The sequence below is a fragment of the Alkalilimnicola sp. S0819 genome, assembly GCF_009295635.1.
Classification (GTDB): domain Bacteria; phylum Pseudomonadota; class Gammaproteobacteria; order Nitrococcales; family WHIW01; genus S0819.
In genome coordinates this window covers 216,324-229,242 of record NZ_WHIW01000004.1, presented here as the reverse complement: position 1 = coordinate 229,242, position 12,919 = coordinate 216,324, and the positions used below count along the sequence as shown (strand labels likewise).

The window sequence follows — 12,919 nt, the reverse complement described above, 5'->3', positions numbered from 1 at the left end:
CGCATGGTTCAGGCCTGCAGGCGCAGCGCGTCCAGGCGCCGCACGGTGAATCCGAGAAAACCGACGATGAGCAGCAGATAGTAGGCCAGCGCCGGGCTGGCCACGACCCCGCGGGTGAAGCCCTGATAATGGCCAAGCGCACCCAGATAGGACAGCGCCCCCTCGCCACCCGCCCCTTGGCCGAGCATCAGCAGCATCAGGCTCAGCACGAAGCTCGCCGCCGCCGCCCCGGCCGGTTGCTCGCTCAGACTGGACAGGTACAGTGCCGGCGCCAGCAGGGCCGCGGCGAGCAGCAGCAGACCCAGCATCATGGCCAGTACCCGGGCAACATCCAGCCCCGTTACCAGCAGCAGCGAGAGCGGCATCAGCGACCACAGCAGCACCAGCAGCGCCAGGAACGCCAGCCCCCCCAGGTACTTGCCTAACACGATGCCCGTGCCCGATACCGGGCTGCTCAGCAGCAAAGGCAAGGTGCCCGAGCGCCGCTCTTCGGCCAGCAAGCGCATGGCCAGCAGGGCCACCATCAGCAAAAGCACCGCCAGCAGCGGGAGCCCCGAGAAGAAGGGCGCCACCACCAGGTCGGTCACGCCCAGGGGGCTGTTCAGTCCGCCCAGCAGGGGCTGATAGTCCTGCTCGTACTGATCCACCAGCAGCATGAACCACCAGGCCAGGGCGAACTGGGTGCTGCCCAGGATCAGCCAGGCCAGCGGCGAGGCGAACAGGCTGCGCAACTCCCGGGCGAGGATGGCGTACATCAGGCCGCCTCCTGCTGGGTCGCCCGCAGGAAGAGCTGCTCCAGGGACGAGGCCGGCGAGCGCCACTCCCGCAGCTGCCAACCCCGGGCCAGCGCACGGCGCAACAGAGCCTCGCGGGCGGCCTCATTGGCAAGGCGCAGCAGCCACTCACCCTCGCCCACGGCCTGCTCCACCGTAATGCCATCCACAGTGGCCAGCGCCTCGGCACCGGGATCCGGCGCGAAGGCCACCACCACCTGGTCGGCCCGGGCCTGCTCGCGCACCGCGCCGCTGTAGACCACCCGCCCGCGGGCGAGGATCAGCACCCGATCACACAGGGCCTGCACCTCGGAGAGGATATGGCTGGAGAACACCACCGCATGCTCCCCGCGCAGCTCACCGATCAGCGCCCGCACCGCCCGCAGCTGCAGCGGGTCCAGCCCCACGGTGGGCTCGTCCAGAATGACCAGGGCGGGGTCATGCACCAGCGCCTGGGCAATGCCCACCCGCTGCTGATAGCCCTTGGAGAGTCGACCGATCAGCCGCCGGCGCACCTCGCCCAGCCCGCAGCGCTCCAAGGCACGCTCCACTGCCGCCGCCCGGCGGCCTCGCGGCACGCCGCGCAGCCGGGCGCAGAAGGCGAGGTAAGCCTGGACGCTCAACTCCGGGTGCAGGGGCGGATGCTCCGGCAGATAGCCCAGCCGTCGCTTGGCCCGGGCGGGCTCGGCCAGCAGGTCCACGCCCCCCAGGCGGATTCGCCCGGCGGAGGGCGGCAGACAGCCACTGAGCAGGCGCAAGGTGGTGGACTTGCCCGCCCCGTTGGGGCCGAGCAGGCCCAGCACTTCCCCCCGACGTACCGTCAGATCCAGCGCATGCAGGGCCTGGCGCTCCCCGTAAGCGCGCGTCAGACCCTCGGCCTGCAGCAGGATTTCACCCTCGCCATTCGTTATCATCCGGCCATTATGACGAAAAGCGACGCCCAGCCAAACGCCCGCGAGAACCCCCACCTGCTGGGGGTGGATACCGGTGGCACCTTCACCGACTTCGTCCATTACGACGGCCTGCGTCTACGCATCCACAAGGTGCTCTCCACTCCCGCCGCCCCGGAACAGGCCATCCTGCAGGGGATTCGGGAGCTGGGCCTGGCCGACCAGGCTATCCGCCTGGTGCACGGCTCCACCGTGGCCACCAACGCGGTGCTGGAGGGCAAGGGTGTGCGCACCGTGTTCATCAGCAACCACGGCCTGGGCGATCTGCTCACTCTGGGCCGGCAGAACCGCGCCCGGCTCTACGATCTGCAGCCGCCGAAGACACCGCCGCCGGTGCCCCCGGCGCTGTGCCTGGAGACCGGCGGCCGACTGGGGGCGGACGGCTCGGTGGTGGAAGAGCTGAGCGACGCGGATCTGCGCAAGCTCGCCCAAGCTGTGCGAGCGCTGCAACCGGAAGCGGTGGCCATCAATCTGCTGTTCTCCTTTCTCGATGATCGCTTCGAGCGCCGCGTAGCGGCGGCACTGCCCGAGGAGCTGTTCATCTCCCGCTCCAGCGAAGTCCTGCCCGAATACCGGGAGTACGAACGCGGCCTCACCACCTGGCTCAACAGCTACGTGGGCCCGCTGATCCAGCGGTATCTGCGCCGGCTCGCCGCCGGTGCGCGCGGCGCGCGGCTTGCGGTGATGCAAAGCTCCGGCGAGACCGCCGACGCCGAGCAGGCCGGGGCGCTCGCCGTGCATATGCTGCTCTCCGGGCCCGCCGGCGGCCTGGCGGGGGCGCGTTTCATCGGCCGCGCCGCGGGGGTGGAACGCTTGCTGACCTTCGATATGGGAGGCACCTCCACCGACGTGGCGCTGATCGATGGCGCCATCCAGCTCACCACCGAGGGGCGCATCGGCGAGTATCCGGTGGCGGTGCCCATGGTGGACATGCACACCATAGGCGCCGGCGGCGGCTCCATTGCCTATCGGGACGCCGGCGGCATGCTCCAGGTGGGGCCGGAGTCCGCCGGCGCCGACCCGGGCCCCGCCTGCTATGGCCGGGGCGGGCAACGGCCCACCGTGACCGATGCCAATCTGGTACTGGGCCGGCTGCGCCCGGACGCCTTCCTGGGCGGTCATATGCAACTGGACCTGGCCGCCGCCCGGCAGGCGGTGGCCGCGCTCGCCACGGAGCTGGGCCTGGCGCTGGAAGAAACCGCCGAGGGCATCGTCCGGCTCGCCAACGAGCACATGGCCCGCGCCCTGCGGGTGATCTCCGTGCAGCGGGGCAGCGACCCGCGCACGTTCACCTTGAGCTCCTTCGGCGGCGCCGGCGGGCTGCATGTCTGCGCACTGGCGGAAAGCCTGGGGATGGACCGGGCGCTGGTCCCGGTGCACGCCGGGGTGCTGTCGGCGCTGGGCATGCTCGCCGCACCCCGGGGGCGCCAGCTCTCGCGCACCCTGCGCGGGCCGCTCGCCGACCTGGAGGAGGCGGAGATCGACGCCGCGCTGGGCGAACTGCGCGCCCGGGGCGAAGCCGCGCTGGCCCAAGAGGGCTTTGCGGCGTCAGAACTGCGGGCACAGGCCAGCGCCGATCTGCGCTATCTGGGCCAGGCCTACACCCTGAGCGTGCCCTGGCAGGGCCGGGAGGCCACCACGGCGGCTTTCCACGCGGCCCACGCCGCGCGCTACGGACATCGTCTGCGCGAAGGCGTGGAACTGGTCAATCTGCGCCTGGGCCTGCAGGGCCCGAGCGCGAACCTGGCACTGGACGCACCGGGCAATGCCCGGGTGCAACCCCAACACGCCGAACTACACGGCCTGGGCGCGGTGCCGGTATGGCCCCGAGAAGCGCTGGCGGCGGGCGCGGAGCTGGCGGGACCAGCGCTGATCACCGAGACCGTTTCCACCACCTGGCTGGCGCCGGGCTGGCACTGTCGGGTGGATACGCAGGGCAATCTGCACCTGAAGCTCAATCGAACTTGACCCGCTCGCTCCAGGCCACCGCCCCCAGGTAGGCCTGCAGCAATTGCTCCTCCGAGAGCGCCGCACCGCGGCACGCCTCCCAGTCACCCCGCTCATAGGCCAGGGTCAGCGCCAGCAGCTCTCCGGCCGGCCCCTGCTGATGCAGCAGCGCCGCCAGAGTCTCGTCACTCAAGGGCAAGGCGGCGAGGATCTCCTCCAGGGGCGCATCCATCACCGCATCCAGGCCGGAGAGCAGCCCCACCGTGAAGTAATGACTCGCCGACTCTCGCCCCAGCGCCTGGGCCAGCGCCTCGCACATGCGCGCGCGAATCATCAAGCTGGTAAGCAGCTCCTCCGACTGCCCCGGCATGGCCGAGAGCGCGAGCAAGGTCGCCCAGGTACGCAGTTTCTGCACGCCCAGGTAGAGCACCCCCTCGCGGATCGAATCGATGCGCCGGGGCATGCTGAAGAAAGCGGAGTTCAGATAACGCAGCAGCTTGTAGCTGAGGGAGACATCCCGGGCAATCAGCTCCTCGAGCTCCGCCAGCCCCACATCCGGGCGGTGCAGAGCGGCCAGCAGGTTCAGCGTGGGCAGGCGCTGACCGGCAATGGACTGGCCGCGCATCACCCGCGGCCGACTAAGGAAATAGCCCTGGAAGTAGTCGAAACCCAGCCGGTGACAAAACTCGTAACGCTCCCGGGTCTCCACCTTCTCGGCCAGCAGTTCCACGCCGTAGGGGCGCAGCTGACGCACGTGCTCGGCGATCTGCTCATCGCTCAGCGCGCTCACCTCCACCTTCACCAGGCTGGCCAGCTCCACCAGCGGGCGCAAGCGCTCATGCCAGATAAAATCATCCAGCGAGAGCTGGTAACCTTCGCCCACCCAGCCCCTTAGCGATTCGATGAAGTCCGCGTCCGGCTCTATGTCTTCCAGCACCTCCAGCACCACCCGCTCCGGCGGCAGGGGCAGGCGGTGAGGGCTGGTAAAGAAATCCCGGGTGAAGTTGATGAAGGCCTTGCGGTGCCCCACCAGGGTATCGAGGCCGATGACGGTGAAGGCGTTGAGGATCACCTCCGAGGTCGCCTGGTCGCCGTCGATGACACCGGCCCGGTCGGTGTCCGCCGGGCGAAACAACAGCTCGTAACCGTAAACGTTCAGTTCACGGTCGAATATCGGCTGCCTGGCCAGGTAGATATCGTGCATGCAACTGAGCCCGGATTTATGAGTATTGCTGGCCGCAAGTCGGCGCCATCCACTATAGTGCGTGGAACCAGTGACTGTAGCGTATTGTCCTAGCTTCCATCACCACGCCCCGGATATAAACACAGATGCTCAACGGATTCCTCGATTTGCCCTGGTGGGGCTACGTGCTCGCAACCCTGGGCCTGACCCACATCACCATCGCCAGCGTCACCATCTATCTGCACCGGCATCAGGCCCATCGCGGCCTGGAGCTGCATCCGAGTGTGGCGCATTTCTTTCGCTTCTGGCTGTGGCTGACCACCGGCATGGTCACCGCCGAGTGGGTGGCGGTGCATCGCAAGCACCACGCCCGGTGCGAAACCGAGGACGACCCCCACAGCCCCATAGTGAAAGGCCTGAGCACGGTGATGTGGCGCGGCTCCGAGCTGTATCGGGAAGAGGCGGCGCGAGAGGAAACCGTGCGCAAGTATGCCCACGGCACACCGAACGACTGGATCGAGCGCCACGTCTACGGCCGCTACCCCTTTCTCGGCATCACCCTCATGGCAGTGATCGACGTGGCCCTGTTCGGCGCGATTGGGCTGACCATCTGGGCCATCCAGATGGTGTGGATCCCCTTCTGGGCGGCGGGTGTCATCAACGGTGTGGGCCATTACTGGGGCTATCGCAACTTCGAGCCCAGTGACGCCTCCACCAATCTCACCCCCTGGGGCATCCTGGTGGGCGGCGAGGAACTGCACAACAATCACCATGCTTTCCCGAGCAGCGCCAAATTCGCGCTGCGCCGGGGCGAGTTCGACCTGGGCTGGGCGTACATCCGCGGCCTGGAGCGGGTGGGCCTGGCCCGGGTGAAACGCGTGGCACCCAAGCCGGTGATCGCCCCGGGGAAACAGGAGATCGACCGTGACACGGTCAGTGCCGTGGTGGTCAACCGACTGCACGTGCTGGCGCGCTATGGCCGTGAAGTGGTGCTGCCCACCGTGCGCGAGGAACTGCACCGGGCAGACCAGACCTGCCGCAAGCTCTACCGCCCGGCCAAGCGGCTGCTGATTCGCGAGGATTCGCTGATCAATGAACGCCAGCGCAACCGCCTGCAGCAGGTACTAAGCCGCAGCCAGCAACTGGAGCTGGTCTACGAGTACAAGCAGCGTTTGCAGGCGCTCTGGGCCCGATCCAGTCACAGCCACGAGACCCTGCGCAAGCAGTTGGCCGACTGGTGTGCCCAGGCCGAGGCCAGCGGCGTGCGGGCACTGCAGGACTTCGCCCGCAGCCTGCGCGGCTACACGCTGGCGCAACCGGCCTGAGCCCACCCCAGGGGCCTGGCCGCCCGAGGGTCAGGCCTTGCGCTTGCGCGCGGTCTTTCGCAGCAGCGCACGCAACAGGCGCTTGTCACTCCCGCCCAAACGCTCCACACCCCGGTAGGCCTTGAAGAATCGCAGACGCAAACCGCGGGGCAGCGCCTCGCAATGGCGGTTGAGTTTTTCGATATCTTCCAGCACGCAGGCCCGACGGGTCGGGCGCCAGCGAACCCGCTCCAGATCAATCAGCCGCAGAGCCGGCTCTTCACCGCGCCCCTGCGCCAACCAGCCCGCGTGCACGTAAATATGCTTGGGATAGAGCGCGTTGAAGCACAACCGCGCCTTGTGCAGGCGGCCAAGCAAAATGGCCAGCGCATCGGCGAGGCGGGCGGCCTGCGCCCGATCCAGCTCGCCCTCCCGCCAGGCCGCCATCAGCGCCTCCAGCGAGCGATAGCCATCCAGCTCCCGCAGCACCAGCAGCGCGCGCCAACGGCCCGCCTCCTTGCGAAGGCCGAAGTAGAGCAGCGGCGCGGTGGGGATACCCAGCAATTGCAGACGGCGGAGATTGCGCCATTCGGCGCGAAAGGTCGTCAGGCCGCGCAGGCGAGCCAGGGGCCGGTCGACGAGGTAGTCTTGCTGACGCTTGAGGAATATCGCCATCTCCCCGCTCAGCACATGTCGGCTGACACCGCTCCAACCGGCACCGCGCCGATTGGGCGCTTCGAACCAGTCCCGGGGCAGCTCCCAAAAGGCGGCGAAGCGATCAAGCCCCGAGGCACGCAGGGCTGCGGCGTCGGCCGTGCCGGCCCAGTCTTCCACCATCTCCGCCAGCCCCCGTTTCGACAGATACAAAAAAGCCCGCACGTCGCGGGCCTTTTCCGAAAACCGCGATCAAGGCTTACTTGATCTTGGCTTCCTTGTAGGTCACGTGCTTGCGCACCACCGGGTCGAACTTCTTGAACTCGAGCTTGTGCGGCGTGTTCCGCTTGTTCTTGTCGGTGGTGTAGAAGTGGCCGGTGCCGGCACTGGAAACCAGTTTGATCTTGTCACGCATGATCGGCTACTCCCTAGAACTTCTCGCCGCGGGCACGCATATCGGCCAGCACGGCGTCGATGCCGAGCTTGTCGATGGTGCGCATACCCTTGCCGGAGACGCGCAGGCGCACCCAGCGGTTCTCGCTCTCCACCCAGAAGCGGTGGTACTGCAGATTCGGCAAGAAGCGACGACGCGTCTTGTTGTTCGCGTGAGAAACGTTATTCCCGGTGGTCGGGCGCTTACCCGTCACCTGGCAGACCTTGGACATGGGAACTGCCTCCTAAAATATTCCTGGGCCTGGGCCGGCCGCCTCGAAATTGAGACGCGCAGAGGGCGGACTTTATACCAGCAAGCCCCGGGGCGATCAAGAAAACGCGAACAAAAGGGCCCCAAACCGGCATTGTCAGACTTAGCACTCCTTGCATTGGAGTGCTAACTTGGCTATAAAAACAGCTCCGATCAACTCGTATGAAGCAACTAACAGGAGGCGCATCATGGCCTTGTATCGTCACGAACCGTGGAGCCTGTTGAACCAGTTGAGCAACGAACTGATCCGCTTGCACGACCAGCGGACGGACGGCGACGGCAGCCTCGCCACCGCCGATTGGGTCCCGCCGGTGGATATTCGCGAGGAGGAAGGACGCTATCTGCTCTGCGCCGATCTGCCCGGCGTGGAACCCAAGGACATCGATATCAGCATGGAGAACGGTGTACTGAGCATCCAGGGCAGCCGCTATAGCGAAGAGAAAAGCGAACCCGCGCCCGGTTTCAAGCGGGTGGAACGCAGCCGCGGCCGCTTCTACCGCCGCTTCACCCTGCCGGATACGGCGGATGCCGATCGAATCGCCGCCAGCAGCAAGAACGGCGTCCTGGAGATCAGCATCCCCAAGCAGGAAAAGCTGCAGCCGCGGCGCATCGAGGTGCAGAGCTGAACGACAAGGCCGGGGCGGAACTTCCGTTCCGGCCCTTCGGTCTATGTCCGGGAACACCAAAAAAACCCGATACCGCGCCTGTAGGAGCGGCTCGCGGCGGCCGTGAGCCGCTCCTACAGCCTGTTTCACCGGAGGCTCATCTGCATGCGCGCATACGCCACGTCTCTTGGGGCCTACGCCCTGCTGATTCTGCTCACGCTGGGCGCGCTGCCCGCCACCGCCGCCCTGCCCCAGCAGGTGGACGGTCAAACGCTGCCCACCCTCGCGCCCATGCTCGAACGCGTCACCCCGGCGGTGGTGAACATCGCCACCAGCGGCAAGGTGCGCATACGACAGAACCCCCTGCTGCAGGACCCCTTCTTCCGGCGCTTCTTCGATGTTCCCGAGCAACCCCGAGAGCGACGCACCCAGAGCCTGGGCTCGGGGGTGGTAATCGACGCCGAGCAAGGCCATATCGTCACCAACCACCACGTAATTCGCGAAGCCGAGGAGATCGTGGTCACCCTGCGGGATGGACGTGAACTGCAGGCCGAGCTGGTGGGCAGCGACCCGGAAACGGACCTGGCGGTGATCCGAGTGGACGCGACGGGGCTCACGCAAGTATCCGTGGGGCGCTCCCGGGATCTGCAGGTGGGGGATTTCGTGGTCGCCATCGGCAACCCCTTCGGCCTGGGGCAGACCGTCACCTCCGGCATTGTCAGCGCCCTGGGGCGCACCGGGCTGGGCATAGAGGGCTATGAGGACTTCATCCAGACCGACGCCTCCATCAACCCGGGCAACTCCGGCGGCGCACTGGTGGACCTGCGCGGGCAACTGGTGGGCATCAACACCGCCATCATCAGCCCCGCCGGTGGCAATGTCGGCATCGGCTTCGCCATTCCCGTGCACATGATGCGCACCGTGGTAGCACAGCTGGTGGAGCACGGGGAGGTGCGTCGCGGCCGCCTGGGGGTGGCGATCCAGGACCTCACCCCGGGGCTGGCCCAGGCCTTCGAACTGGACACCCGCGATGGCGTGGTGGTCACGGAAGTGGCCCCCGGATCCGCCGCCGCGGAGGCCGGGCTGGAAGCGGGCGACATCATCATCGCAGTCAATGGCGACCCGGTGAGCGATGCCGCTGCGCTGCGCAACCGCATCGGGCTGCTGCGCATCGGCGACCGGGTGAGGCTACGTTATCTGCGCGACGGCGAGCGCCGCGAAGTGAGCACCGAGCTGCGCGAGGCCTCGGTACCCTCCAGCGAGGTACCGGGCCTGCCGCCGCAGCTGCAGGGCGCAAGCTTCGCCGAAGTGGAGGTGCGGCTGAGCAACGGCCGCCAGGCCCTGCGCGTGGGTGTGGAGAACGTGGAGCCCGGCAGTGCGGCGGCCCGCGCCGGGCTGCGCCCCGGCGATGTCATCCTGTCGGTGAACCGCCGACCGGTGAACAATCTGCAGGAGTTCCGCACCGCCGTGCGCGAGGCGGCGCAGCTGCTGTTCCACCTGCGCCGGGGCGAGGGCGCGCTGTTCATGCTGGTCCGCTGAGGGCGGGCCGCGCGCGGCGATGCTACATTGAGTTGGCGAGAAGGACCGAGAACATCCCAACGAAGGAGTCGACCATGGCCGAACCCAACGACACCAACACCAAACAGGGCGAAACCCCCATCACCGACCGGGCCGCCCGCGCCGCCCACGAGGCGATCGACCGGCTCAGCGTCCAGGGCGGGCGCGCCGAGGAAGGCCTGCGCAGCGGCTCCCGGTATGCCGAGGCACGGGGCCAGGACCTGATGGCCCAGGCCTGCAGCTATGTGCGGGAAAAGCCCCTGCAAAGCCTGGGGATCGCCGCCGCCGCGGGCTTCCTGCTCGCCACCCTGACCCGCCGCCGCTGAACACGTGACGGCGGAACACGCAGCCCACGAGCCCGACGAGCCGGAGGCGGCGGCGCAGGACGAAGGCCTGGGGGACAACCTGGCCGAGGCCCTGGCTTCAGCTCGCGGGCTGGTGGACGACTACCTGGCGCTGGCGGCGCTGGAGGCGCGCCTTGCCGGCCACAGCCTGGTCGGCATCCTGGTGCTGGCGATCTGCCTGGCCTTCGTGCTGATGGCCGCCTGGCTTGGCTTGCAGATCGCCGCGGCCTTCGCCATGGCGCGCCTGGGCTGGCCGCTGGATCTTGGCCTCGTGGGGGTGACCCTGGCCAATCTGCTGCTGGGCGCCCTGTGCCTGCGGGGCATACGCGGTCGCGCTCGGCAGCTCGGTTTTCAGGGCCTGCGACAGGCCCTGCGCGGAGAGGGCAATGCAGCGCGCACTGAAACAAGCCATCGCTGAGCGCCAGGCCCAGGCGCTGGCGAGACGTCGCGCCCTGGGGGCCCATCTGTCCGGGGCCGGACATGCCCTGCTTCGTCAGGCGGCTCGCCCGGAAGCACTGGCGCTGGCGGCCGGCGCCGGCTTCCTGCTCGGGCGCATGCGTGGGCAAGGCCCGCCGGCCAAAGGCCGGGAAACCGAAACCACCGAGCCCAGGGAACCGAAGACCGGCCCCCTGGCCCTGGCGGCCACCTTGGCCCTGCGGCAGCTGGGCCCGATGCTGATCAGCCTGTGGCTGCAACCGCGCCCGGAGGCAACGGGGGAGGCGCCGGCGGCCACCGCCGACACCGCCCAGCCCCCGAACGCCTGATACACACCGCTCACAGCGGCCGGTACACCTGCGCCCCCTGGGCGCGAAAGGCCTCGGCCTGCTCCGCCATCCCCTGCTCCGCATCGGCCACGGCGGGGCTCGCCTGCAGCCGCGCGAACTCCCGCACTTCCTGACTGATCTTCATGGAACAGAAGCGCGGGCCGCACATGGAGCAGAAATGCGCCAGCTTGTGGCCCTCCTTCGGCAGGGTCTGGTCATGGAAGGCCCGGGCCCGCTCCGGGTCCAGCCCCAGGTTGAACTGATCCTCCCAGCGGAACTCGAAGCGCGCCCGGGACAACGCATTATCGCGTATCTGGGCGGCCGGGTGGCCCTTGGCCAGGTCCGCGGCGTGGGCCGCGATCTTGTAGGTCACCATCCCCTCGCGCACATCGTGCTTGTCCGGCAGGCCCAGGTGCTCCTTGGGGGTGACGTAACAGAGCATGGCGGTGCCGTACCAGCCGATCTGCGCCGCACCTATGGCCGAGGTGATGTGATCGTAACCGGGGGCGATGTCCGTGGTCAGCGGGCCCAGGGTGTAGAAGGGCGCCTCGAAACAGCCCGCCAGCTGCTTGTCCATGTTCTCGCGAATCAGCTGCATGGGCACATGGCCCGGGCCTTCGATCATGGTCTGCACGTCGTGGCGCCAGGCGATCTCGGTGAGCTCCCCCAAGGTCTTGAGCTCGGCGAACTGGGCCGCGTCGTTGGCATCGGCAATGGAGCCCGGGCGCAGGCCATCGCCCAGGGAGAAGGCGACATCGTAGGCCTTCATGATCTCGCAGATTTCCTCGAAGTGCTCGTAGAGGAAGGATTCGCGATGATGCGCCAGGCACCATTTGGCCATGATGGAGCCGCCTCGGGAGACGATGCCGGTGACCCGCTCGGCGGCGAGGGGGATGAAGGGCAGGCGCACCCCGGCGTGGATGGTGAAGTAGTCGACGCCCTGCTCGGCCTGCTCGATGAGGGTATCGCGGTAGATCTCCCAGCTCAGCTCCTCGGCACGCCCGTCCACCTTCTCCAACGCCTGGTACAGCGGCACCGTGCCCACCGGCACCGGCGAGTTGCGGATCACCCACTCCCGGGTCTCGTGGATATGCTTGCCGGTGGACAGATCCATGATCGTGTCTGCCCCCCAGCGGGTGGCCCAGACCAGCTTCTCCACCTCTTCCTCGATGGAGGAGGTCAGCGCCGAGTTGCCCATATTGGCGTTGACCTTCACCAGGAAGTTACGGCCGATGATCATGGGCTCGGACTCGGGGTGGTTGATGTTGGCCGGGATGATCGCCCGGCCCCGAGCCACCTCCTCGCGCACGTATTCCGGCGTGATGCGCTCGGGCAGGGGCGCGCCGAAGTTCTGGCCGGGGTGGCAGCGACCCAGCGGCGTGTCCCGGTAGAGCTCCAGGCGCTGGTTCTCGCGGATGGCGATGAACTCCATCTCCGGGGTAATGATCCCCCGCCGGGCGTAGTGCATCTGGGTGACATTGGCGCCGGCGCGGGCTCGACGGGGGGCGCGCCGGTGCTCGATGCGCAGCGCCGCGGTCGCCGGGTCGGCCAGCCGCTGCCGGCCGTAACGGGAGCTGGGGCCGGTCAGTGTCTCGGTATCGTTGCGCTCCTCGATCCAGCCCCCCCGCAGGGGCGGCAGGCCGCGGCGCAGATCGATGTCGTGAGTCGGATCGGTGTAGGGCCCGGAGGTGTCGTAGACGTAGAGCGGCGGATTGGGCTCCAGACGCTCCCCTACCCGGGTGTCGGCCTGGGCGATCTGGCGCATGGGTACGCGCAGATCAGGCCGACTGCCGGTGACGTAGACCTTGCGGGAGCTGGGGAAGGGGCGGAGCACGGACTCATCCAGTGCCCCGGTTTTCTGCTGCAGTGCATCGACGTTCGCGCTCATGGCTCATCCTCCGGGTCGGGCGGTTAGCCACGGCCGAGAGGCCGCGCAGGGCGGAGGGCTGACGCACCTTGAGCGCGCCGAAGCTCCCTACGCCGGTGCTAACCGGGTCAGGTTCAAAGGGACTCTCTCAGCCCGCGCATTCCGCGCCGGCACCCCTGCTTCGAATACATGCGAATTGTCCGCGACGAGCGCGAAGGAACCTTCTGAATCCCCCGCGCCAGCGTGCGCTCAGGCAAGCTATCGGGCC

The 12,919-nt window shown here is 68.0% G+C and carries 13 protein-coding genes, 1 pseudogene and 1 riboswitch; of the genes and pseudogenes, 7 read left to right on the top strand and 7 right to left on the bottom strand.

Annotation, left to right across the window (positions count from 1 at the left end; genetic code table 11):
* Window positions 1-8: 8 nt before the first annotated feature.
* Together GBG68_RS05430 and GBG68_RS05425 are read right to left on the bottom strand one after the other, a co-directional pair.
* On the bottom strand, window positions 9-755 hold the full coding sequence (locus tag GBG68_RS05430; RefSeq protein WP_152145909.1) for an ABC transporter permease: 747 nt from the start codon (window positions 753-755) through the stop codon (window positions 9-11).
* Window positions 755-1,597, bottom strand: a pseudogene (locus tag GBG68_RS05425) (ABC transporter ATP-binding protein); the annotation flags it as partial. The pseudogene GBG68_RS05425 and the gene GBG68_RS05430, both read right to left, overlap by 1 nt.
* 99 nt (window positions 1,598-1,696) lie before the next feature.
* On the opposite strand from GBG68_RS05425, the gene GBG68_RS05420 reads away from it, so the two are divergent.
* Window positions 1,697-3,691, top strand: a complete 1,995-nt coding sequence (locus GBG68_RS05420; protein ID WP_152145908.1) for a hydantoinase/oxoprolinase family protein — start codon at window positions 1,697-1,699, stop codon at window positions 3,689-3,691.
* Here the strand turns inward: GBG68_RS05420 and GBG68_RS05415 are convergent.
* Complete coding sequence (locus GBG68_RS05415; RefSeq protein WP_152145907.1) at window positions 3,678-4,874, bottom strand: EAL and HDOD domain-containing protein; 1,197 nt, start codon at window positions 4,872-4,874, stop codon at window positions 3,678-3,680. The two genes, GBG68_RS05420 and GBG68_RS05415, sit on opposite strands and share 14 nt — an antisense overlap.
* Before the next feature lie 125 nt (window positions 4,875-4,999).
* On the opposite strand from GBG68_RS05415, the gene GBG68_RS05410 reads away from it, so the two are divergent.
* Window positions 5,000-6,178, top strand: coding sequence for a fatty acid desaturase (locus GBG68_RS05410; protein ID WP_152145906.1), 1,179 nt, complete (start codon window positions 5,000-5,002; stop codon window positions 6,176-6,178).
* A gap of 30 nt (window positions 6,179-6,208) precedes the next feature.
* On the opposite strand, the gene GBG68_RS05405 is transcribed toward GBG68_RS05410, so the two are convergent.
* From GBG68_RS05405 to rpmB, 3 genes are read right to left on the bottom strand one after another with little or no spacing between them, the layout of a single operon-like run.
* Window positions 6,209-7,024, bottom strand: a complete 816-nt coding sequence (locus GBG68_RS05405) for a lipopolysaccharide kinase InaA family protein (RefSeq protein WP_152145905.1) — start codon at window positions 7,022-7,024, stop codon at window positions 6,209-6,211.
* A 46-nt stretch (window positions 7,025-7,070) separates the two neighbouring features.
* On the bottom strand, window positions 7,071-7,226 hold the full coding sequence (gene rpmG, locus GBG68_RS05400) for a 50S ribosomal protein L33 (protein WP_152145904.1): 156 nt from the start codon (window positions 7,224-7,226) through the stop codon (window positions 7,071-7,073).
* Between the two features lie 13 nt (window positions 7,227-7,239).
* Complete coding sequence (gene rpmB / locus GBG68_RS05395; RefSeq protein ID WP_152145903.1) at window positions 7,240-7,476, bottom strand: 50S ribosomal protein L28; 237 nt, start codon at window positions 7,474-7,476, stop codon at window positions 7,240-7,242.
* A gap of 226 nt (window positions 7,477-7,702) precedes the next feature.
* On the opposite strand from rpmB, the gene GBG68_RS05390 reads away from it, so the two are divergent.
* The 5 genes from GBG68_RS05390 (at window position 7,703) to GBG68_RS05370 (ending at window position 10,784) form a co-directional block, all read left to right on the top strand.
* On the top strand, window positions 7,703-8,140 hold the full coding sequence (locus GBG68_RS05390) for an Hsp20/alpha crystallin family protein (RefSeq protein ID WP_152145902.1): 438 nt from the start codon (window positions 7,703-7,705) through the stop codon (window positions 8,138-8,140).
* A gap of 144 nt (window positions 8,141-8,284) precedes the next feature.
* Entirely contained in the window at window positions 8,285-9,658 is a 1,374-nt protein-coding gene (locus GBG68_RS05385) for a DegQ family serine endoprotease (protein ID WP_152145901.1), read from the top strand.
* A gap of 74 nt (window positions 9,659-9,732) precedes the next feature.
* A complete protein-coding gene (locus tag GBG68_RS05380) occupies window positions 9,733-10,002 on the top strand; it encodes a DUF883 family protein (RefSeq protein WP_152145900.1) in 270 nt (89 codons plus the stop codon).
* 4 nt (window positions 10,003-10,006) lie between these two features.
* Window positions 10,007-10,438, top strand: coding sequence for a hypothetical protein (locus tag GBG68_RS05375; protein WP_152145899.1), 432 nt, complete (start codon window positions 10,007-10,009; stop codon window positions 10,436-10,438).
* Window positions 10,407-10,784, top strand: coding sequence for a hypothetical protein (locus GBG68_RS05370; protein ID WP_152145898.1), 378 nt, complete (start codon window positions 10,407-10,409; stop codon window positions 10,782-10,784). Before GBG68_RS05375 ends, GBG68_RS05370 begins: the two co-directional genes overlap by 32 nt.
* A gap of 10 nt (window positions 10,785-10,794) precedes the next feature.
* Here the strand turns inward: GBG68_RS05370 and thiC are convergent, their stop codons facing one another.
* Window positions 10,795-12,672, bottom strand: coding sequence for a phosphomethylpyrimidine synthase ThiC (gene thiC / locus GBG68_RS05365; protein ID WP_152145897.1), 1,878 nt, complete (start codon window positions 12,670-12,672; stop codon window positions 10,795-10,797).
* A 67-nt stretch (window positions 12,673-12,739) separates the two neighbouring features.
* A riboswitch (TPP riboswitch) is annotated at window positions 12,740-12,839 on the bottom strand.
* Window positions 12,840-12,919 lie beyond the last annotated feature (80 nt).

Coding starts and splice junctions, on each gene's coding strand:
- GBG68_RS05430 (WP_152145909.1), bottom strand. CDS start 755: ATGTACGCCATCCTCGCCCGGGAGTTGCGCAGCCTGTTCGCCTCGCCG.
- GBG68_RS05420 (WP_152145908.1), top strand. CDS start 1,697: ATGACGAAAAGCGACGCCCAGCCAAACGCCCGCGAGAACCCCCACCTG.
- GBG68_RS05415 (WP_152145907.1), bottom strand. CDS start 4,874: ATGCACGATATCTACCTGGCCAGGCAGCCGATATTCGACCGTGAACTG.
- GBG68_RS05410 (WP_152145906.1), top strand. CDS start 5,000: ATGCTCAACGGATTCCTCGATTTGCCCTGGTGGGGCTACGTGCTCGCA.
- rpmG (WP_152145904.1), bottom strand. CDS start 7,226: ATGCGTGACAAGATCAAACTGGTTTCCAGTGCCGGCACCGGCCACTTC.
- rpmB (WP_152145903.1), bottom strand. CDS start 7,476: ATGTCCAAGGTCTGCCAGGTGACGGGTAAGCGCCCGACCACCGGGAAT.
- GBG68_RS05390 (WP_152145902.1), top strand. CDS start 7,703: ATGGCCTTGTATCGTCACGAACCGTGGAGCCTGTTGAACCAGTTGAGC.
- GBG68_RS05385 (WP_152145901.1), top strand. CDS start 8,285: ATGCGCGCATACGCCACGTCTCTTGGGGCCTACGCCCTGCTGATTCTG.
- GBG68_RS05380 (WP_152145900.1), top strand. CDS start 9,733: ATGGCCGAACCCAACGACACCAACACCAAACAGGGCGAAACCCCCATC.
- GBG68_RS05370 (WP_152145898.1), top strand. CDS start 10,407: ATGCAGCGCGCACTGAAACAAGCCATCGCTGAGCGCCAGGCCCAGGCG.
- thiC (WP_152145897.1), bottom strand. CDS start 12,672: ATGAGCGCGAACGTCGATGCACTGCAGCAGAAAACCGGGGCACTGGAT.